The organism is Nannocystis pusilla (assembly GCF_020073745.1).
GTDB classification, from domain to species: Bacteria; Myxococcota_A; Polyangia; order Nannocystales; family Nannocystaceae; genus Nannocystis; species Nannocystis radixulma.
The window spans coordinates 56119-76081 of the sequence record NZ_JAIRAU010000019.1 but is presented as its reverse complement, the minus strand read 5'-3'; the positions used below and the strand labels follow the sequence as shown (position 1 = coordinate 76081).

Here is a 19963-nt window from a genome sequence, read left to right as displayed (position 1 = left end):
AATCGTGATCGCCGCGATCGCGGGCCTACGAACACGAGACCGCGACGCGGCGAGGACGGCCGCTGCGGGGTCTTCCGGGCGCCGCTGAGGTCGTCGATCCACGGGTTCCTGTCGCCGGTGTCAGACCCGAATCGAATCGCTCATAATCGCGCGTGTCGCCATAGTTCGTCGATGAGGGCTCGACCGATCTCGTGGTCGACGGAGGACCGCGATCGGACCGTCGCGCAGGGCGATGAATCTTCGCGAAAGTGGCTCCTGAGGCCGCGTAGAGGGCCGTCGGCCGGCGATCGGCGCGACGACCTCGGGGCTCGCGGAGCCGGCTCGTCTGCCCGCGGACGGCGCTCGCGGCCCGTCGTGAGTTGCCGCCGCGGCTCCGCTTGATCCGCGCGAGAACACTCCGTTGCGATATACACATCGTCACGGAGTACGGACCTTGCCACAGATGATTTTGGAAGACTTCAACCTCGAGAACGCCGAACGCCGCCTCTGCAACGAGGCCCTCACCACCGCCGGTAACATCGTCGGCGCGGCCGCCCTCCTCGGCATCACCCGTCACGCGCTCAAGCGCCGGATCATCAAGCTGGGCCTCGAGTGGCCGCGACGCGGCGGTGAGTCCGCCGCGGTGTCGGCGTCGGCGTCGGCGCACACGAGCTGAGACGACGGCCGCGGTCCAGGGCGACCCCCTGGCCGCGCGGACCGGCTCCGCGGCGCTCTCGACGGGCGCCGCTCCGCGGCCGCGACCGGGTCTCCCCGTGACGCGCCGAACCTCGCCCGCGAGCAGCTCCCGGCGTCGACCGTCGCCTGCTCTTCAGTACATGTCCTGATGTTCAGAAGGTCGCCGTGGGCGCGAGCGCGCTCCGCAAGGCCCGGGGGATCCCCGGAGCGGCGGAGCGGCTCGCGCCGGCAGGGCGATCGCCCGCACATGGGCGCAACGCGGTCCCTCAGCGTTGTCTGCCGGGGGGGCGAGCGACGGTGGTTTGTGGCATCCTCGGCGTATGGATGAGGGTGATCGTTTCAGCGAGCTGCGCGCGGGGGTCCGGCAGGCGATCCTCGACCGCGACGGCGTGACCGACCGTGCGACGCGACGCCGCGCCTACGACGGCGAGGGCGCGCCGGGGGCGATCGCCGAGTACGTGGCGACGGTGCAGCGCAACGCCTACCGCGTCGACGACGAGATGGTGAGGGCGGTGCGCCAGGCCGGGCTCGACGACGACGCGATCTTCGAGCTGACGGTGGCGACCGCGGTCGGCGAGGCGACGCGGCAGTACGACGCGGCGATGGCGGCGCTGGCGGCGGCGCTGGAGAAGCGAGGGGGCTGACATGCGGATCCCGTCGATCGAGTCGCCGCGGGCGCTCCGCGAGCAGCTGATGCTGGCCCTCATGCGCGTGCTCAGCGGCCACCGGGCGCCCGACGTGGTCCGCACGCTGCGCTACCGGCCGGACATGTTCGGCGCGCCGATGGGCGCGGTGTTCCAGGAGGTGATGCGCGGGCCGTCGGATTGGTCGATCGGCGAGCGCGAGCTGTTCGCCGCCTGGGTGTCGAAGAAGAACGAGTGCGAGTTCTGAACGCGGGCCCACGGCGCGGTCGCGTCGAAGGTGATGGGCGACGGCACGGTCGCGGCGGCGCTGGCCGACCCCGACGCCGCCGAGCTGCCCGAGAAGGTCAAGGCGACGCTGCGGCTGCTGACGAAGGTGACCCGCGCCCGCGAGGCGCTCGGGCCGGCCGACGTCGAGCCGGTGCTGGCGGCCGGCGTGTCGCGGCAGGGTGTGATCGACGCGCTGATGGTCGCGTTCGCGTTCAACGTGATCACCCGCCTGGCCGACGCGTTCGAGTTCGAGGTGCCGCCGCAGGCCTCGTTCGACGCCTCGGCGAAGCGGCTGCTGTCGCGCGGCTACAAGTAGGAGCGGGGCGCGCCACGACGGCCGCACCAGGCGCCGCGCTCGACCTGCACGAAGACAGGACGAGCGCCACACCCGGACGTGACCGAAGGGACAGATCGAGCTCAGCGCGTGGCGACCGCGAGGCGCTCGATGTGGTCCTGCCAGGCCGCCAGGGCCGCGGGGCGGAGGTCGGCCAGGGCCTGCGGGCCGGTGTGCTCGAGCTGCAGGCGGGCGCCGCCGGGGCCCTGGGAGATCTGCCAGCGCACGCGCCCGGCCGGGTGCCCGTCGTGCTGCCACCTGTACTCGAGGACAGAGGACGGCGCGAACTCGGTCACGGCGCCGGCGGGCGCGAGGCCGACGGTCGCGGCCGGCGGGGGCGGGCCGCCGACGACCACGGGGTCCGCGGCGCCCGCGAGCAGGGCCTCCCAGACCCGGGCGACGGGGCGACGGAACTGGCGCTCGAAGCGGACCGCCCAGCCCTGCTCGGTGGCGACGGCGGAGCCCTGGGCGAGCCCGAAGCGGGCGATGAAGGCCTCGTGGGCGGTCCAGGTGTCGTCGGGCGCGACGAAGGGGCGCCCGTCGAGGGAAGCCGCGAGGGCGTCGAGGCACACGTGCCAGCCGCTGGCGAAGCTGGCCGCGCCGGCGCGGTCGTCGAAGGTGTGGACGAGCACGAGCAGGCAGCCCGAGGGTTCGGGGTGGACCTCCCAGCGCAGGTGGTCGCCGCTCCACGTGTACGCGAACACGCGCGGCGGCTCGAGGTGGGTGACCACACCGGTGCTGACGTCGTCGTCCATGGTGAAGCGGATCTCGCCGCCGACGCGCAGGTCGATGGCCATCGCCGCAGGGAACCACGCCAGCAGGTGCGGGGCCTCGGTGAGGGCGCGCCAGACCTTGGCGGGCGCGTGCGGCAGGCGATGCTCGATGCGCAGGACGGTGCGGCCGTCGATGATGTGCAGGGTGTCGTTCATGTGCGCTCCTTCGCAGGGGGGTCGTCGGGTTCGTCGGGCATGGCGTCGAGGTGGCGTTCGAGGGCCTCGAAGCTGCCGGCCCACATGCGGCGATAGGGCGCGAGCCACTGCTCGACGGCCCGCAGCGGCTCGGGACACAGCCGATACCAGCGCCGCGTGCCGTCGCGACCGACCCGCACGAGGCCGGCCTCGCGCAGCGCCTTGAGGTGCTTGGAGGTGCTCGGCTGCGGCAGGCCGAGCCGCTCGGTCAGCTCGCCGACCAGCCGCGGACGCTCGCGCAGGAGGTCGAGGATCTGCCGGCGCGCCGGCTCGGCCAGGACTTGGAAGGCCTCGGACACGCCCGCAACATGGCACGACGTCTATATGCTCGCAAGAGAATATAAATGCGCGATCGCCGCTATGTGACGCCGCGTGACCCCCACGGAGGGTCGCGCGGCACCTGTCTCTTCGAGCATGCGGGCCCGAAGGCCGCGGCGATCAACCCTGGGCGATGCAGCGCTCGATCAGCTTGCGGCTCATGCCGGTGAATCGGCACAGGCGATCGACGCGGTCGTCGGCGTAGGCGAGGTTGATGATCATGAGGTCGAGGTCGAGGATCTTCAGCAGGCTGCGGGCGGCGTCGCTGCGCCGCTGGGGGTCGTCGACGTGGGCCTCGATCAGGGCGACGCCCTCGCAGCGGAGGAAGCTGGTGACGGCCTCGACCCACCACGGGCGCACGCCGACGCGCACGTGGGCGAGGCCGATCCGCCAGCGCTCGGCGAAGTAGCGCTCGCCGTACTCGCCGGCGAACAGCTCGCCGAGCCAGCGCAGGTGCGTCTGCTTGAGCGCGTCGACGCGGCCGGCGATGAGCGCGGCCTGCTCCGGATCTTCGTGCAGCCGGGCGTAGAAGCGATCGGTGAGCACGGGGCCGTGGGCGGCGAACAGCGGGGCCAGCTCGCGCAGCCGGGCGGCGTCGCCGGCGTCGAAGCCGAGGTGGTGCTGGAGGACGGGCATGAGCGCGGCCGTGTCGGTCATGGAGGCTCCGGGGACGCCGCGTCGCGCGTGAGCCAGGGGCCGAGCAGCGCGAGCAGCTTGCGGGTGATGTGATTGGTGTGGCGCCGCCAGGTGCGGCCGCCGGGGACGAGGACGACGAGGAACAGGCGCGGCGCGCAGTCACGCGCGAGCGGACGAATCACCAAGCGGTCGGCGTCGGGCTCGCACAGGGTGAGCTCGTCGACGCCGGCGAGGCCGAGGTCGCGGACGGCGCGGGTGACGATGTCGTCGAACAGCCCGGTGAGCCCGGCCGCGACGTCGCGGCGCGCGGGCTCGCCGGCGGCGGCGACGAGCAGGCCCTGGTCGGTGCACACGAGGGACAGCGGATAGCCGCCGCGGCCGTTCATGCCGGCCAGGAGCGCGGTGAGCTGCGACTCGACGCCCGGCATCGACGCTCACCCGAGCAGGCGGCCGATCTCCTTCGCCGCGCGCGAGATGTCGAGGAAGACGAGGCCGAGCTTGGCGGCCTCGGTGGCGAGGACGGTGAGCACGGCGTCGGCGCCGGTGCGCGCGAGGATCGTGAAGCCCTGCGAGCCGCGGACCATGACGAGCGAGAACTCGCCGCGCGCGAGCTCGCGGACGATCCGCTCGCTCATGCCGAGCAAGGCGGCGCTCATGGCGGCGACGCGGTCGTCCTCGACGTCGGCCGGCAGGGCCGAGGCGATCATCAGGCCGTCGTTGTCGACCACGGCCGCGGCCTCGATGTCGGGGGTGGTGGTGGAGAGTTGGCGCAGGAGCTTGCTGATCTGTTCGGATCGACTCATCGATGGTCCTCCGCGTCGGTCGCGGTGCGTCGCCGGGCCAGGGCCCGCAAGTTCTGTTGAATCACGCGATCGCCGGGCCGGCGGGTCAGCGCGCGGCGCAGCAATTGTTCGGCGGCGTCGAGGTCGCCGCGGCGCAGCAATTCGCGGCCGCGCTCGACCATGACGTCGATGTCCTCGGTGTCGACCGCGGCGAGCGCGGGCGGGCGCCGCTGCGCGGCGGGGACGCGCTCGATCGCGCCGAGCCGCAGGGCGTCGAGGGCGGCGTCGATCACGAGGGTGGCGATCCCGAGGTCCGGATCGACGAGCTCGGACAGGGTGCGCTGGCCGTCGAGCTCGAGCACGATCGGGTCGAAGGGGCCGCCGGTGGGCTTCCACGGGCGCTCGTCGACCCGCCGCAGGACGGCGTCGGCGAGCCGCTTCCACTCGTCGCGCAGGCGGTAGGCGTCCATCAGCGCGAAGGTGACGTTGTCGCCGCAGCGGTCGCCGGCCGGCTCGCCGCGGGCCAGCACGAAGCGGCCGCGGTCGTGGAACGCGAGCTCCCGCAGGGCCTCGACGCCGGACAGGCGGCCGCAGACGACGCTGCCCACATGACCTTTGAGCAAGGCGATCTCGCCGCGGCCCTCGACGCGCAGCCAGCCGCTGACCGCCTCGACCTGCGCCAATTGCAGCAGCGAGACGAGGCTGACGTCGCGCAGGTCGCCGCGCAGCAGCTCGGTAGATCGCGGACGCAGCGCTCGGATGGGCTCAATCACCGCAGTTCCCCCGGTCACCATCAATCGATGCACTGCACTGTATCATCGTGGGTGCGCCTGACCAGCGCCACGTGCCGGCAAGAGTTGCGGGGGCGTGCCCGCGGCCTCGCTCGCGCGTGCGAATCGCCGCGCGAGGTGCTGACATTGCGTCATCGGGCGCGACGCCGACGCGGTGCCGGCGCGCGGCGACGGCGAGTCGTCAGTCGTGCACCTCAAGTGAAAAGATTGCTGGCGGCGGGTCGACGCGAACGCGAGTGACGTGCACCTCGAGTGTAAAGAGGTCGCTCGCCCGTGCAGGGGCCGCGGGCCTGTGGGGCGGGGACGGGCGGGCGCGCTCGATCGCGCGAGGCGTGGCGGCCGGGAATAGGCGGCCAAGACTCGGGTTTCACTGCCGCATGTGTCCACGCCGGCTCCTCGCCGCGTCGCTGATGGCGGCGGGCTGTAGCACCCATCTCGCTCCGCTGCTCGACTCGCCGGTCTCCGTGTCGGCGCTGCCGGAGGCCGCGGGTCCGCCCGTCTCGCTGCTGGTGTGTCGATTCGCCGACCACCGCGACACTCGCCTGGTGACCCCTTCGCCGGTCGGGCTGATCCCCGGGCCCAATCTGTTCTACACGGGGGGCACGCTGCACCGTGTCGATCGCTTCGCCGACGTCCACGGCGGACGGCACCAGGTGCGCATGGGCGACCTCGAGACGGCATTGCCCGATCTGCTGGCGGCGTCGATCCGCGAGGTGCGACCGAGCTGGCCGATCGAGGTCACGGCGTCGCCCGACCGCTGTCGCTCCGGCGGCGACGCGATGTTCGTGATCGACGGCGCGATCCGCCGCACCGACCTGCGCATGCACACCAACATCGTCCCGCTGGGGTTCCTGGCGCTGGTCGGGGTGCCGTTCAGCTTCCTCCATTTCACGGGCGAGCTCGACGTCGAGATCCGCCAGGCGGGCACGGGCGCGGTGCTGTGGCGCCACGGGTTCGAGATCGACGAGCGCCGGTCGGCCGGCTTCTACTACGGCCATCGCGCCGCCTACGAGATGTTCTCGGCGCTGCTGCACGAGACGGTGGCGCAGAGCGTCGTCAGCGTGGTTCACGTCGGCGAGCGCGGCGCTTGAGCGCGGCGCGCATGCAGTGCCGCCGTTGCCGGCCCCGTGTTCGGGGCGTTGCGAGCGCTCGCGTGGTCCCATGATTGTGGCGAGGAGCACGATGATGCAGGCGTCGCAGGAATGACGGCTCGTCGCGGCGGGTCGGGTTCGTGGGGAGGACGAGCGAGCGCAGCGGCGTCGGCGAGCGTCGTGGGCGCGTGGGCTCCCGACTGCCGAGGAATGAAGCGAGCTGCCGTCGATGGGCCTCACGTGGTGTCGACGATTCGCGTGCAGGTCCGTGCGGATTTCCTTGCGACGAGCCTCGGCGGCGGCTACCGTGCGCAGATGCGACATCTCTACGCATTGAGCATCATGGCATTGGCGACGGCGTGTCCTGCCGGCCCGGGCGATCCAAACGACACCGCGGGGACGACCGAGCCGGCGACGACCGAGACCGCGACCGATCCGGGGACGACGACGATCGAGCCGACCACAACGACCGGGACGGCGCCGACCACGGGAGGGGACACGGCGACGACGAGCGAGACGACCGGCGGCCCGGTGCAGGGCGGAGCGCGCGTGGTGTACACCACGATGAAGCCGCAGGGCGGCCAGCACGAGCTGTTCTTCGTCGATTGCACCGGCGACACGCCCGGGCCGGCGATGCGGATCCACGAGCCCCTGACCGAGGGCTGGGGGGTCGTCAACTCGGTGCGGTTCTCGACCGGCGCGCGGTGGATGCACTACACGCTCGGGCACGCGACCGAGGGGCAGCAGGTGTGGCTCGTCGACATGTCCGGGCCGGTGCCGGGAGCGCCGGTGCAGGTCGACATGCCGCCCGAGCTGCCGCCCGAATTCGTGCCCTGGAACTTCTCGCACGACGAGGCCAAGCTGGCGATGCTGCTCGCCCGGCCGGGAGGAGGCATGCAGCTGTTTCTCTGTACCATCGCGCCCGACGGGAGCTGTACGCCCGAGGAGTGGGGCGTGCCGTTGCAGCCGGGCGCGACCCAGGGGTTCACGCACCACTTCTCGCCCGACGACACGCGCATCGCCTACCTCGGCGATCCCGACGGCGACGGGGTCCTGCAATTGTTCCTCGCCGGCACGGCGCCCGGCGACGCGGGGTCGGCGGTGGTGGTCTCGGGCGACGCGCCGCTCGACGACGTCTTCGACAAGGTGTGGTTCAGCAAGGACGGCACCACCCTGTATTTCGCGTTCGGTCCCGGTCCCAACCTTCCGGGGGTGCGGGCGGTCGACATCACCAGCGAGCCACCGGGCTCGCCGCAGACGGTCGTGCCGGTGGGCGGGCGCCACGTGGCACGCGCCGACGATTCGGCGGTGCTGTGGGGCAAGGACGGCGAGCTGTCGTTCATCGCCCTGGCCGGCACCAAGCCGGGTCCGACGCTGCCGCTGCACACCGTGCCCGGGTTCGTCGCCGGCGGCCAATTCGTGTGGTCGACCGACGGGCGCTTCGCGCTGTATCTGGCCGCTGCCGAGGACCACCCGAATACGTGGGAGTTGTTCGCGGCCGACGCGAGCGGGCCGACGCCGGGCGAGCCGTTCAGGGCGAGCGCGCCGATCGCCGCGAACGGCTCCGTGGCTCGCGCGGCCGTCGGGCCCGATCCTTCGTACGCGCTGTACACCGTCTCCCCCGAGCTCGGCGCCTCCGACGAGCTATGGATGGTGCCGCTCGACCCGCCCGGCGCGCCGGTCGAGCTCAGCGGCCCCCTGCCGCCCATGAGCGTGCTGCCCGGCAGCATCGTGTTCAGCGGCGACGGCTCGCGGATCCTCTACACCGTCTCGCAGAGCCCCGGGGTGAACGACCTGTTCCTCGTCGACAAGGCGAACCCCGGCGCGGCGATCCAGGTCAACGCGCCGATGCCGTCGGACGAGGACGTGTGGTCGGCTGAATTCATGCAGGACGGGCAACACATCCTCTATACGGTGCGACGCGAGCTCCCCGGCGTGCCCGAGATGCGGGCGCTGCTGGTCGACCTCGACGCGCCCGGGCAGGAGCTCGTGGTGTCGGACCCGGCGCACAACGTCGGGGTCGTTCACGTCTTGCCGCCGAGCAGCGAGTGAGCGCGGGGGCCCGCGGCCGCGGATCCGTCGTTTCACGGTCGACATGACGACGGCTGCGAACGGCGAGCCGTGAGAACCGGAATGTATACACGGCGATCCACGGTGACATGATTTGCCGGGGGGCCCCCGCATGCCCTGCGGGCCTCGGACGGGTCGCTCCAGCCGGCCGAACATTCGTGGAGATCGCGCTGGCCGTCGCGGTCGGGGCGAGGGAGGTGCGCCCCTGCGAAGCGGGCCGGCGGGAGTGCCGCGGCGTTTTGCTGGAGGGCGCGAATTGTGGAGACAGGCCGGTGCATGACCAAGGATGCGCGATGCCGAACCTTTCTCGAATGTGAGAGTCGCGCTGAACAATGGATCGGGGGTGTGCCTAACGCGCGTGCTGCCACTCGCTGCACGAGTCTTGAATGTCAGGCATCGTTGTTTGTCCGGGAGATCTCCTCGGTGCCCGACCTCGACGCGTAACATTGTTGTTCTGCGACGAGTCGCGTTGGGATACATCATTGAGGGGATGTCATTCTCGACGCCGCCGTCGGACATGTGTCCGGTCAGACGAATTCTGATTACGCGGCGTTGCGCCGCGGTGTATATCTATTCATACCCGCGACAACACGGGACATAGAAAATTATTGGCTCCACAACTGCGGGCATTTCCCTCGAGGCTACCTATTCGAGCTCGAGCGGGGGGAATTGCCGATCGCGTTGTCGCTCCAGCACGTGCCGTTCGCGCATAAAGGGGGAAATGTGCACCTTCGTCGCTCTGATGTATACACGGGAGTTGACTACACGGACCTCAGCCCGTCGCCGAGGGACAAGACCGCTGCAGGGTACACAATCGCAGCTTCGTGCGAGCAGGCGCTGGTATGGCTGCGCCTGGGGCTGTTCGGGCCGTCCCCTGCGAACCACCGCTGCGCCGGGGCGTGGCTCGACGGGGCCCTCGACCCGGCCGCGCTCGAGCAGGCGACGTTGCGCCTGGGGGAACGCCACGATCTGCTGCGGACGACCTTCTGCGAGCAGATGCAGGACAGCAGCGAACCGCGGCTGGTCCAGGTGATCGCGCCGGGTGCCTCGCCGCGGCTGGTCCGCCTCGACGGCGGGGAGCTCGACGAGGAGGAAGTGCTGCGCCGCGCCGGTGATGCCGCCCGTGGTCCCCTCGACCCACACCACGAGCCACCCTGGCGGATCTACTTGATCCGCCAGCGCCCGGGCCGGCACCTCGCAGTAATGGTCGTACACGCGCTGCTCGCCGATGCGGACAGCGACGCGGCCTCTCTCCTTAAGGAATGGCAAATGCTGGTCGATGGCCCCGGTCGAACGGCCGGACAGGTGACCGCTCGCTATACGCATCACTTGCGCGCGCAGGCCGAGTCGCTGGAGAGCCCGCGGACGCGCGGGTCCATCGCATGGTGGCAGGCGCAGCACGCCGCCGCGCCGCCGTTGCTCGAGCTGCCGGTGGATCGGCCGCGCTCGCCGGTGCCCGCGCGCGCGGGCGCGAGGTTGACGCGGCGGGTCGAGGCCGGGCTGTTCGCGGCGATGGCGGCCGCGTCGGCGCAGCTCGACGCCGACGTGGTGACGCTGGCGCTGGCGGGGCTGCTCGCCCTGCTGCACCGCTACACCGGTCAGCCGGAGCTGGTGGTCGAGGCGCGCGTGCCCGGCGAGACGGCGGCGATCGGCCTCGGCCCGGTCGCCGATCGCCTGATGCTCCGGGTCGCGGTCGCGCCGCAGCTCGGCTTCCAGGGGCTGCTGGAGCGCACCCGCCGGGCGGTCGAGACGGCGCAGGAGCACGGGGCCCTGGCGTCGCTGGTCGCGGCGATGACGACCCGCGCGCCCGGTTGTCAGGTGTACTTCCACGGCGCGTGCGCTGAGCCGTCGGCGGTCGCCCTCGACCTCGGGTTCGTCGCCCACGAGCTCGAGCTGTCGGTCGACCTGCGCCAGGGGCTGCTGGTCGCCGCGTACGACCGCGACCTGTTCGAGCCCGACACGGTGCGGCGCCTGCTCGGGCACTGGGAGATGGTGCTGGCCGCGGCGATCGCCGAGCCGGCGCGGCCGATCGCCGGCCTGTCGCTGCTGGTGCCGGCCGAGCAGCAGACGATCGTGCACGCGTGGAACGCCACCGGCGCGGCGTACCCGGGGCCCGATTGCCTGCACGGGTTCTTCGCGGCCCAGGCGGCGCGCACCCCCGAGGCGCCGGCGGTGGTCGACGCGAGCGGCAGCCTGACGTACCGCGAGCTGCAGGCCCGCGCGACGCGGCTGGCCTGGCGGCTGCGCGCGCTCGGGGTCGACGCCGACGTGCCGGTCGGGCTGTTCCTCGACCGCTCGCTCGAGCTGGCCGTCGGGGTGCTGGCGATCTTGCTGGCCGGCGGGACCTACGTGCCGCTCGACCCGGCCTACCCGGCGGAGCGGTTGCAGTGGATCGTCGAAGACAGCGGCGCGGTGGCGATGGTGACGTGCTCCCGCCTGGCGGCCGCGCTGCCGCCGAGCCGGGCCGAGCCGGTGCTGGTCGACGTCGAGGCGGAGGCGCCGGCGGTCGCGCTGCCGCGCACGCGCCCCGGCGACCTCGCGTACGTGATCTACACGTCGGGCTCGACGGGCCGGCCGAAGGGGATCGGCATGCCGCACGCGGCGCTGGTCAACCTGATCGAGTGGCACGCAGCCGAATTGCTGGGCGGGGCGCGCACGCTGCAGTTCGCGGCCCTCGGCTTCGACCTGTGCTTCTACGAGCTGTTCACGGCGTGGCGCACCGGCGGCGTGGTCCACATGATCGACGAGGCGGTCCGCCACGACGTCGCCCGCCTCGGCGCGACGATCGCGGCGGAGGCGATCGAGAAGGTCATCCTGCCGGTGGTGGTGCTGCAGCAGCTGGCGGAGGAGTACGCCGAGCGGCCCGAGGTGCTGCGCAGCCTCAAGGAGGTGACGACGTCGGGCGAGCAGATGCACCTCACCGCGCCGGTGATCGCGCTGTTCGAGCGCCTGCCGCGCTGCACGCTGCACAATCACTACGGGCCGGCGGAGAGCCACGTGGTCACCGCGTACGCGCTGCCCGAGTCGCGCGCGCAGTGGGTGCCGCACCCGCCGATCGGGCGGCCGATCGCCAACACGCGGGTGCTCGTGCTCGACCCGCACATGAACCTGTGCCCGGTCGGCGTGCCGGGCGAGCTGTACATCGGCGGCGAGTGCCTGGCGCGCGGCTACTGGAACCGCCCCGACCTGACGGCCGAGCGCTTCGTGCCCGACCCGTTCTCGGCCGCACCAGGGGCCCGGCTGTACCGCACCGGCGACATCACGCGCCAGCGACCCGACGGCACCATCGAGTACCTCGGCCGCCGCGACGATCAGGTGAAGATCCGCGGCGTCCGCGTCGAGCTCGGCGAGGTGCTGTCGGCGATCTCTCGCCACCCGCGCGTGCAAGAGGCGGTGGTGGTCGCCCGCGAGGACGCGCCGGGCGAGCGCCGGCTGGTGGCCTACTTCGTGGCCACGGGCGGCGAGGCCGGCGAGCTGGCGAGCGAGCTGCGGGTGTTCCTGCGCCGGTCGCTGACCGAGGCGATGATCCCGACGGCGTTCGTGGCCCTGCCGGCGATGCCGCTGACGCCGAACGGGAAGATCGACAAGCGCGCGCTGCCGCGGCCGGAGGACGACACGGCCAGCAGCACGTCGGTGCCGCCGCGCTCGGAGCTCGAGGCGTCGATCGCGGGGATCTGGCAGGACGTGCTGAAGGTCGAGCGGGTCGGGGCGCACGACGACTTCTTCGCCCTCGGCGGTCACTCGCTGACGGCGACGCAGGTGCTGTCGCGGGTGCGCCGGACGTTCGCGGTCGAGGTGCCGCTGGCGCAGCTGTACGCGGGGCCGACGGTGGCGGCGCTGGCAGGATTGGTGCGGGCCCGCCGGGCTCCGGTGGCGGCCCGGGCGCCGATCGAGCCGGCGCGGCGCGAGGGGCCGCTGCCGCTGTCGCTGGCGCAGGAGCGGCTGTTCTTCATGCACCGCCTGGCGCCCGAGAGCACGGCCTACAACTGCCCGCACGGGTTCCGCGTGCGCGGGCCGCTCGACGCGGCGGCGCTGCAGCGCAGCCTCGACGCGCTGACCCGCCGCCACGAGTCGCTGCGCACGACCTTCGCCGAGGTCGAGGGGCAGGCGCGGCAGGTGATCGCAAGGGACGGGGCGGTGCCGCTGCGCCGCTTCGACCTGCGCTGCCTGCCGGAGGAGCTGCGGGCGCTCGAGCTCCAGCGCCGGCTGGCGAGCGAGGTGCGGCGGCCGTTCGACCTGTCGCGCGGGCCGCTGATCCGCGGGTGCCTGATCCAGCTGGCCGACGACGAGCACTTCCTGCTGCTCGACCTGCACCACATCGTGATCGACGGCTGGTCGATGCGGCTCCTGCTCGACGAGCTGGCGGCGCTGTACGAGGCGGAGCGGCGGGGGACCAGCGCCGCGCTGGCGCCGCTGGGGCTGCAGTTCGCCGACTACGCGGCGTGGGAGCGGGCGCGCCTGCAGGACGGGCTGCAGGCGTCGATCGCGTGGTGGCGCAAGACGCTGGCCGACGCGCCGCGGCTGCTGCCGCTGCCGACCGACCGGCCGCGCCCGAACACGCAGAGCTTCCGCGGCGGGACGATCGCGCTGGCGCTCGACGCGACGATCACCGCGGGTTTGCGCCGCCTCGGGGCGCCGGCGGGGCTGTCGCCCACGCTGGTGCTGCTGGCCGGGTTCGCGGCGCTGCTGCACCGCTACACCGGCGAGTCGACGATCGTGGTCGGCCTGCCGAGCGCGGGCCGCGACCAGGTCGAGCTCGAGGGGCTGGTCGGCTTCTTCGTCAACATGCTGCCGATCCGCGTCGACCTCGCCGGCGACCCGAGCTTCGTCCAGCTGCTGACGCAGGTCCGCCGGGTCACGCTCGACGCGTACGACCACGACGCGGTGCCGTTCGACCGCATCGTCCAGGAGCTCCGCCCGGAGCGCACGCTGAGCCACAACCCCGTGGTGCAGGTCGGGTTCGCGCCGCAGCCGCCCGGGGCGCGCGACCTCCGGCTCGCGGGGCTGCAGGTCGAGAGCGTCGAGGCCGACGTGCCGCGGGCGGTCTTCGACCTGACGCTGTACGTGCGCGAGGAGGGCGGCGAGCTGGCGGTGCTGCTCGAGTACAGCGCCGACCTGTTCGAGCGCGCGACGATCGAGCGGATGGGCGGGCACCTGCTGGCGCTGCTGCGCGGGGCGCTCGAGCGGCCGCAGCGACGGGTGTCGCAGGTGCCGCTGCTCGCCGCCGAGGAGCGCGAGGATGTGGTGGTCCGCTGGAACACGACGGCGGCGCCGGCGAGCCCGCCGGAGGAACTGATGCACGCGCTGGTGAGCCGCGCGGCGGCGGCGGACCCGGAGCGCACGGCGGTGGTGATCGGCGAGGCGCGGCTGTCGTACGCCGAGCTCGAACAGCGCGCCGAATCGCTGGCGCGGCGCCTGCGAGCGCGAGGCGTCGGCGCCGAGTCGCTGGTGGCGATCAGCGTCGAGAAGTCGCTCGACCTGATCGTCGCGGTGGTCGCGGTGCTCAAGGCCGGCGGGGCGTTCGTGCCGCTCGACCCGGCCTACCCGGCGGAGCGGCTGGCGTTCATGCTGGCCGACAGCGGGGCGCGGCTGGTGCTGACGCACGCGCGGCTGGCCTCGCGGTTCGCCGGGCATGCATCGATTGAACTCGACGGCGCGTGCGACGAGCGTGAAAGTGACAGTGAGCCGCGGCCGATCGCCGCCGACCCGACGCGGGCGGCGTACGTGATCTACACGTCGGGCTCGACCGGGCGGCCGAAGGGGGTGGTGGTCGAGCACCGCAGCGCGGTCAACCTGGCCCGGGCCCAGCGGGTGATGTTCGGGCTGACGGCCGACAGCGTGGTGCTGCAGTTCTCGGCGCTGAGCTTCGACGCGTTCGTGTTCGAGCTGCTGCTGGCGTGGGGCGTGGGCGCGACGCTGTGCCTGGTGCCGCCGGCGCTGCCGATCCCCGGGCGCGAGTTCAGCGAGCTGCTGCGCGCCCACCGGGTGTCGATCTGCGTGCTGCCGCCGTCGCTGCTGGCGGCGATGAGCGACGACCCGCTGCCCGACCTCGTGCACGTGGTGGCCGCGGGCGAGGCCTGCAGCGCCGAGCTGGTGAGCCGGTGGGGCCGCGGCCGTCGGTTCGTCAACGCCTACGGGCCGACCGAGGCGACGGTGTGCGCGACGTGGGCGCCGTGCGAGCCCGGCGACGGGCCGCCGCCGATCGGCAAGCCGCTGGTCGACGTGCAGGTCTACGTGCTCGACCCGGCCGGCAACCCGGCCCCCGTGGGGGTGTTCGGCGAGCTGTACGTCGGCGGCGCGGGGGTGGCCCGCGGCTACCTGGCGCGGCCCGAGCTGACGGCGGAGCGCTTCGTGCCCGACCCGTTCTCCGGGGTGGCAGGGGCGAGGCTCTATCGCACCGGCGACCGCGTGCGCTGGCGGACCGACGGGCAGCTCGAGTTCGCCGGCCGGCTCGACCGCCAGGTGAAGGTCCGCGGCTTCCGCATCGAGCTCGGCGAGGTAGAGGCGGTGGTCCGCGCCCACCCCGACGTGCAAGACGCGGTGGTGGTGGCGCGCGAGGACCTGGTGGCCTACGTGGTGCCGCGGGCGCCCGGACGGCCGCTGAAGTCGGCGGTCCGCGAGTTCGCGCAGGCGCGGCTGCCGGCCCACATGGTGCCGTCCGCGGTGGTCGCGGTGGAGGCGTTCCCGACGCTGCCGAACGGCAAGGTCGACGTGCGCGCGTTGGCCGAGCGGAGCCCTCGGAGCGAGGGGGGGGCGACGGAGCAGCCGCGCTCGCAGGTGGAGCGGGCGCTGGCGGAGATCTGGCGCGAGGTGCTGGCGATCGACGCGGTCGGCCTCGATGAGCCGTTCTTCGAGCTCGGCGGCCACTCGCTGCTGCTGGCCCGGGTGCGCACGGCCATCGAGGCGCGGTTCGGCCGCCGCCTCGACATGGTCGAGCTGTTCCAGCACCCGACGATCCGCAGCCTGGCGGGCCGACTGTCGGGCGCCGTGACGGAGGTCGCAGGTGCACGGATCGCGGCGCGCAGCGAGGCGGGCGACGACGCGATAGCGATCGTCGGGATGGCCGGCCGCTTCCCCGGGGCCGGCGACGTCGAGGCGCTGTGGCGCAACCTGCTGGCGGGCGTCGAGGGCATCCGATTCGCCGGCGCGGAGGAGCTGGCGGCGGCGGGCGTCGACCCGGCGCTGCGCGGCTCGTCGGGCTTCGTGCCGGCCTTCGGGGCGCTGGCCGACGCGTTCTGCTTCGACGCGGCGTTCTTCGGCTACAGCCCGCAGGAGGCGCGGCTGATGGACCCGCAGCAGCGAGTGTTCCTCGAGTCGGCGTTCGCGGCGCTCGAGGACGCGGGCTGCGATCCGGCGCGCGGCGAGCTGCGGGTCGGGGTGTTCGGCGGCTGCGACGCGCCGCGCCACTGGCTCGAGCTCGGCGGCGCCAGCGGGATCGACGAGTTCCAGCGCGGGGTGGCCAACATCCCCGACAACCTGACGTCGCGCGTGGCCTACAAGCTCGGCCTGCGCGGCCCGGCGGTGACGGTGCTGTCGGCCTGCTCGACGTCGCTGGTGGCGGTGCACCTGGCCAGCCAGAGCCTGCGCGCGGGCGAGTGCGACGTGGCCCTCGCCGGCGGCGCCGCGGTGGCCCCGGCGACGGTGCTCGGCCACGTCCACGAGGACGGCTCGATCCTGTCGCCCGACGGCCACTGCCGGCCCTTCGACGCCGAGGCCGGCGGCACGGTGGCGGCCAGCGGGGTCGGGGTGGTGGTGCTGAAGCGCCTGGCCGACGCGCTGGCCGACGGCGACGCGATCCGGGCGGTGATCCGCGGCTCGGCGATCGGCAACGACGGCGCCGACAAGGTCGGCTACACCGCGCCGGGCCTGCAGGGCCAGGTCGACGTGCTGCGCCGGGCCTACGCGGCCGCCGACGTGCCGCCCGCGAGCGTGGCGCTGGTCGAGGCCCACGGCACGGCGACGCGGCTCGGCGACCCGATCGAGGTCGCGGCGCTGTCGCAGGTGTTCCGCGGCGAGGACGGGCGCACCGGCTGGTGCGCGCTCGGGTCGATCAAGAGCAACCTGGGCCACCTCAGCGCGGCCGCCGGGGTGGCGGGCCTGATCAAGGCGGCGCTGGCGGTCGAGCGCGGCCAGATCCCGCCGACGCTGCACTTCCGCCGGCCGAACCCCGAGCTGCGCCTGCAGGACAGCCCGTTCTTCGTCAACGCGGCCCCGGTCGCGTGGCCGGCGGGCGGCGGGCCGCGGCGCGCGGGGGTGAGCGCGTTCGGGGTCGGGGGCACGAACGCGCACGTGGTGCTCGAGCAGGCGCCCGCGCCGGCGCCGAGCGAGCCCGGACGACCGTGGCAGATGTTGCCCCTGTCGGCGCGTACGAGCGCCGCCCTGGCGACGCGGGCCGAGCTGCTGGCCGGGTACTTGCGCGAGCGGCCGACGCTCCCCGTGGCCGACGTCGCGTTCACGCTGCAACAGCGGGCGGCGCTGTCGCCGGCGCGCTGCGTGGTGGTGTGCCGCGAGGGGGCCGAGGCCCAGGCGGCCCTGACGGCCCGGCGAGGCCCCCTGGTGGTCACGGGGCAGGTGCGCGCCCGCGCGCCCCGGCTGGTGTTCGTGTTCCCCGGCGGCGGCAGCCAGCACCTCGACATGGGCCGCGAGCTGTACGCCCACGCGCCGCCGTTCCGCGCGGCCCTCGACGAGTGCGCGCAGCTGTTCCTCGACGAGCTCGGCGAGGACATCCGCGCGCTGATGTTCGCGCCGGCCGGCGAGGCCGAGGCGGCGGGGCAGCGGCTGAAGACGCCGTCGCGCAACATGGCGGCGATCTTCGCGGTCGAGTACGCGCTGGCCCGGCTGCTCGTGGCCTGGGGCCTGCGCCCGGCGGCGGTGTTCGGCCACAGCCTCGGCGAGTACGTGGCGGCGGCGATCGCCGGGGTGATGCGCCTGGCCGACGCGGTCGCGCTGGTGGCCACGCGCGGGGCGCTGTGCGACGCGGCCCCGCCGGCGGCGATGGTCACGGTGCCGCTGGCCCCGGCCGCCGCGCAGGCGCTGCTGCGGCCCGGGCTGTCGCTGGCGGCCGTCAACGGGCCCGAGGCCTGCGTGGTCGCCGGCGAGGCGGCGGCGATCGAGGCGTTCGTCGCGTCGCTGGCCGCGGCCGGCGTCGAGGCCCGCCGCCTGCCGATCGCCACGGCGTCGCACTCGGAGCTGATGCAGCCGCTGGTCGGCCGCCTGGTCGAGCGCGCCCGCGCGGTCGAGTTCTCGGCGCCGCAGATCGCCATGATCTCGGGCGTGACCGGGACGTGGATCGGCGCGGAGGTCGGCGACCCGGCGTACTGGGGCCGCCACCTGCGCGAGACGGTCCGCTTCGCCGAGGGCGTGGCGACGCTGCACGCCGACCTCGATCTGGCGTGCGTGGAGGTCGGCCCGGGCGCCCACCTGGCCAGCCTGATGCGCAATCACCCGGACGCCGGCCCCGAGCGGCTGGTGGTGTCGGCGATGGCCCACCCGCGCTCGGGTCGCGGCGAGCTCGAGGCGCTGATGCTGGCGCTGGCCCAGCTGTGGTGCGCGGGGGTGACGATCGACTGGCAGGCGTTCGCGGCCGGGGAGCGCCGCCGCAAGGTGCCGCTGCCGACGTACCCGTTCGCGCGCACCCGCCACGCGCTCGAGCTGCGGCCGGCGGCGCCGGTGCTGACGCTGGTGACGCCGCCGCCGGCGAGCGAGGCGGTGGACGAGGCGCCGGCGCCCGAGTCGCCGCGCGACCCGCTGACGCGGATGGTGGCGGAGGTCTGGCGCGAGAACCTGGGCGTGACGAGCGTGCAGGCCGGCGACAACTTCTTCGACCTCGGCGGCACGTCGCTGATCGCGGTGAAGATCCGCGCCCGCGTGCGCGACATCCTCGGCGTGACGACGCCGGTCCACGCGCTGCTCGAGCACCCGCGCTTCGACGAATTCGTGGCGTCGCTGCGCGAGCTCCTCGGCGGCCAGACGGAGGGCCGCCGCCGCTCGCTGCTGGTGCCGCTGCGCCCGGGACGCCCGGGCACGCGCCCGCTCTTCCTGGTCCAGCCGATCGGCGGGACGGTCTACACGTACCTGCCGCTGGCGCGCCACCTCGACGCCGGCGGCGCGGCGATCTTCGGGGTGCGCGCGTCGGGCACCGACCCCGGCGAACCGGTGATCGACGACGTGCCGACGATGGCCGAGCGCTACGTCGAGGACATCCTGCGCGAACAACCAGTCGGGCCCTACACCGTCGGCGGGCACTCGGCGGGCGGGATCACGGCGTACGAGGTGGCGCGCCAGCTCGAGGCCCGCGGCCACGCGGTGCGGGTGCTGATCCTCGACGCGCCGTCGATGCCGGCGGTGTACGACGACGTGATCGAGACGATCGACGACTTCATGCGCAGCCACGAGGCGTTCGCCACCAGCGAGTCGGCGTCGTACCAGAGCTTCGTGGCGGCGCTGGAGACGGACCAGGCGCTGCGGCAGATCGTGCTGGCGACGTGCCTGGCGGAGCAGCGCTACCGGCCGCGGCCGATCGGGGCGGAGGTGGTGTACTTCGCGGCGAGCGAGCAACGCGACGCCCGCGACACGCACGCGGGGATGTACTGGCTCGACCTGGCGGAGGGGCCGTTCTCGCTGTACCGCACGCCCGGCGACCACTTCACGATGATGGACGAGCCGCGCGTCGAGACGCTGGCGCGGCTGATCGATCAGCACCTCGCTCGCGACCTGCACCGGCGCGCCAGCGGGGCTTGAGGGGCTCGCGCGGGCGGAGGCGCGAGCGGAGGCGCGGAGGTACTGGTGTGAGAGGAGGCGCGGGGCCAGGGAGAGCTGGGTGACGGCGGGCGCGGAGCGGCGGACGCAGGTCCCTCGCTCGGCGGGCCCCTACCGGTTCACGTGCTCGGCGCTGTCGCTTCGGAGGGGATGGTCCTGAGGACAGGTTGTTCGTGCGGGCGGAGGACGGCGCCTGCGCGCGCTGAACCGCGTCTCCGTCCCACCGGCGTCCCACATCCGCCGCTCCGCGCCCGCCTGCGACGAGCGTCGCGGGCCCCGCTCGTCGCCGGGCGACGGGTGTCTGCGTGAAGCCGCCGGGCGGCCGCTGTTCCTCGGGACATATGACTGCGGGCGGGGCTCCGGCGGCCATGCTCGACGAGGTCACCGGAGGCGCGGACGCACTCGCGCGAGAGGAGGCGCGGGGCCAGGGAGAGCTGGGTGACGGCGGGCGCGGAGCGGCGGACGCAGGTCCCTCGCTCGGCGGGCCCCTACCGGTTCACGTGCTCGGCGCTGTCGCTTGGGAGGGGATGGTCCTGAGGACAGGTTGTTCGTGCGGGCGGAGGACGGCGCCTGCGCGCTGAACCGCGTCTCCGTCCCACCGGCGTCCCACATCCGCCGCTCCGCGCCCG

The 19963-nt window shown here is 73.6% G+C and carries 13 protein-coding genes; 7 read left to right on the top strand and 6 right to left on the bottom strand.

Annotation, left to right across the window (positions count from 1 at the left end; all coding sequences use genetic code 11):
- Window positions 1–442 precede the first annotated feature (442 nt).
- From K7C98_RS15410 to K7C98_RS15395, 4 genes are all read left to right on the top strand, one after another.
- Window positions 443–655 (top strand): helix-turn-helix domain-containing protein, encoded by a 213-nt coding sequence (locus tag K7C98_RS15410; protein ID WP_224192420.1) that lies wholly within the window; start codon window positions 443–445, stop codon window positions 653–655.
- Window positions 656–995: 340 nt separating this feature from the next.
- A complete protein-coding gene (locus K7C98_RS15405; protein ID WP_224192419.1) occupies window positions 996–1319 on the top strand; it encodes a hypothetical protein in 324 nt (107 codons plus the stop codon).
- 1 nt (window position 1320) lies between these two features.
- Window positions 1321–1566 (top strand): hypothetical protein, encoded by a 246-nt coding sequence (locus K7C98_RS15400; RefSeq protein ID WP_224192418.1) that lies wholly within the window; start codon window positions 1321–1323, stop codon window positions 1564–1566.
- A 33-nt stretch (window positions 1567–1599) separates the two neighbouring features.
- Window positions 1600–1902 carry a hypothetical protein gene (locus K7C98_RS15395; RefSeq protein ID WP_224192417.1) on the top strand — a complete coding sequence of 101 codons (303 nt, stop codon included), beginning with the start codon at window positions 1600–1602 and terminating at the stop codon, window positions 1900–1902.
- 101 nt (window positions 1903–2003) lie between these two features.
- On the opposite strand, the gene K7C98_RS15390 is transcribed toward K7C98_RS15395, so the two are convergent.
- The 6 genes from K7C98_RS15390 to K7C98_RS15365 all read right to left on the bottom strand — a co-directional run bounded on the left by K7C98_RS15390 (window position 2004) and on the right by K7C98_RS15365 (window position 5397).
- Window positions 2004–2849: an SRPBCC family protein gene (locus K7C98_RS15390; RefSeq protein ID WP_224192416.1), complete on the bottom strand. Its 846-nt coding sequence runs from the start codon at window positions 2847–2849 to the stop codon at window positions 2004–2006.
- On the bottom strand, window positions 2846–3187 hold the full coding sequence (locus K7C98_RS15385; RefSeq protein ID WP_224192415.1) for an ArsR/SmtB family transcription factor: 342 nt from the start codon (window positions 3185–3187) through the stop codon (window positions 2846–2848). The genes K7C98_RS15390 and K7C98_RS15385 overlap by 4 nt, the downstream gene beginning before the upstream one ends.
- A 139-nt stretch (window positions 3188–3326) precedes the next feature.
- The gene (locus K7C98_RS15380; RefSeq protein WP_224192414.1) at window positions 3327–3863 is read right to left on the bottom strand and encodes a protoglobin domain-containing protein; all 537 of its coding nucleotides are present in this window, start codon (window positions 3861–3863) and stop codon (window positions 3327–3329) included.
- Window positions 3860–4270, bottom strand: a complete 411-nt coding sequence (locus K7C98_RS15375; protein ID WP_224192413.1) for a hypothetical protein — start codon at window positions 4268–4270, stop codon at window positions 3860–3862. The genes K7C98_RS15380 and K7C98_RS15375 overlap by 4 nt, the downstream gene beginning before the upstream one ends.
- A gap of 6 nt (window positions 4271–4276) precedes the next feature.
- The gene (locus tag K7C98_RS15370) at window positions 4277–4645 is read right to left on the bottom strand and encodes a roadblock/LC7 domain-containing protein (RefSeq protein ID WP_224192412.1); all 369 of its coding nucleotides are present in this window, start codon (window positions 4643–4645) and stop codon (window positions 4277–4279) included.
- Complete coding sequence (locus tag K7C98_RS15365) at window positions 4642–5397, bottom strand: DUF4388 domain-containing protein (RefSeq protein ID WP_224192411.1); 756 nt, start codon at window positions 5395–5397, stop codon at window positions 4642–4644. Before K7C98_RS15365 ends, K7C98_RS15370 begins: the two co-directional genes overlap by 4 nt.
- A 395-nt stretch (window positions 5398–5792) precedes the next feature.
- On the opposite strand from K7C98_RS15365, the gene K7C98_RS15360 reads away from it, so the two are divergent.
- From K7C98_RS15360 to K7C98_RS15350, 3 genes are all read left to right on the top strand, one after another.
- The gene (locus K7C98_RS15360; protein WP_224192410.1) at window positions 5793–6506 is read left to right on the top strand and encodes a hypothetical protein; all 714 of its coding nucleotides are present in this window, start codon (window positions 5793–5795) and stop codon (window positions 6504–6506) included.
- A 342-nt stretch (window positions 6507–6848) separates the two neighbouring features.
- On the top strand, window positions 6849–8558 hold the full coding sequence (locus K7C98_RS15355; RefSeq protein ID WP_224192409.1) for a hypothetical protein: 1710 nt from the start codon (window positions 6849–6851) through the stop codon (window positions 8556–8558).
- 741 nt (window positions 8559–9299) lie between these two features.
- Window positions 9300–19316, top strand: coding sequence for a non-ribosomal peptide synthetase/type I polyketide synthase (locus K7C98_RS15350; protein WP_224192408.1), 10017 nt, complete (start codon window positions 9300–9302; stop codon window positions 19314–19316).
- Window positions 19317–19963: the final 647 nt, after the last annotated feature.

Excerpts from the sequence above, each read along its gene's own strand:
- K7C98_RS15410 (WP_224192420.1), top strand. The coding sequence starts at position 443 with ATGATTTTGGAAGACTTCAACCTCGAGAACGCCGAACGCCGCCTCTGC.
- K7C98_RS15360 (WP_224192410.1), top strand. The coding sequence starts at position 5,793 with ATGTGTCCACGCCGGCTCCTCGCCGCGTCGCTGATGGCGGCGGGCTGT.
- K7C98_RS15375 (WP_224192413.1), bottom strand. The coding sequence starts at position 4,270 with ATGCCGGGCGTCGAGTCGCAGCTCACCGCGCTCCTGGCCGGCATGAAC.
- K7C98_RS15355 (WP_224192409.1), top strand. The coding sequence starts at position 6,849 with ATGGCATTGGCGACGGCGTGTCCTGCCGGCCCGGGCGATCCAAACGAC.
- K7C98_RS15380 (WP_224192414.1), bottom strand. The coding sequence starts at position 3,863 with ATGACCGACACGGCCGCGCTCATGCCCGTCCTCCAGCACCACCTCGGC.
- K7C98_RS15405 (WP_224192419.1), top strand. The coding sequence starts at position 996 with ATGGATGAGGGTGATCGTTTCAGCGAGCTGCGCGCGGGGGTCCGGCAG.
- K7C98_RS15400 (WP_224192418.1), top strand. The coding sequence starts at position 1,321 with ATGCGGATCCCGTCGATCGAGTCGCCGCGGGCGCTCCGCGAGCAGCTG.
- K7C98_RS15390 (WP_224192416.1), bottom strand. The coding sequence starts at position 2,849 with ATGAACGACACCCTGCACATCATCGACGGCCGCACCGTCCTGCGCATC.
- K7C98_RS15370 (WP_224192412.1), bottom strand. The coding sequence starts at position 4,645 with ATGAGTCGATCCGAACAGATCAGCAAGCTCCTGCGCCAACTCTCCACC.
- K7C98_RS15395 (WP_224192417.1), top strand. The coding sequence starts at position 1,600 with ATGGGCGACGGCACGGTCGCGGCGGCGCTGGCCGACCCCGACGCCGCC.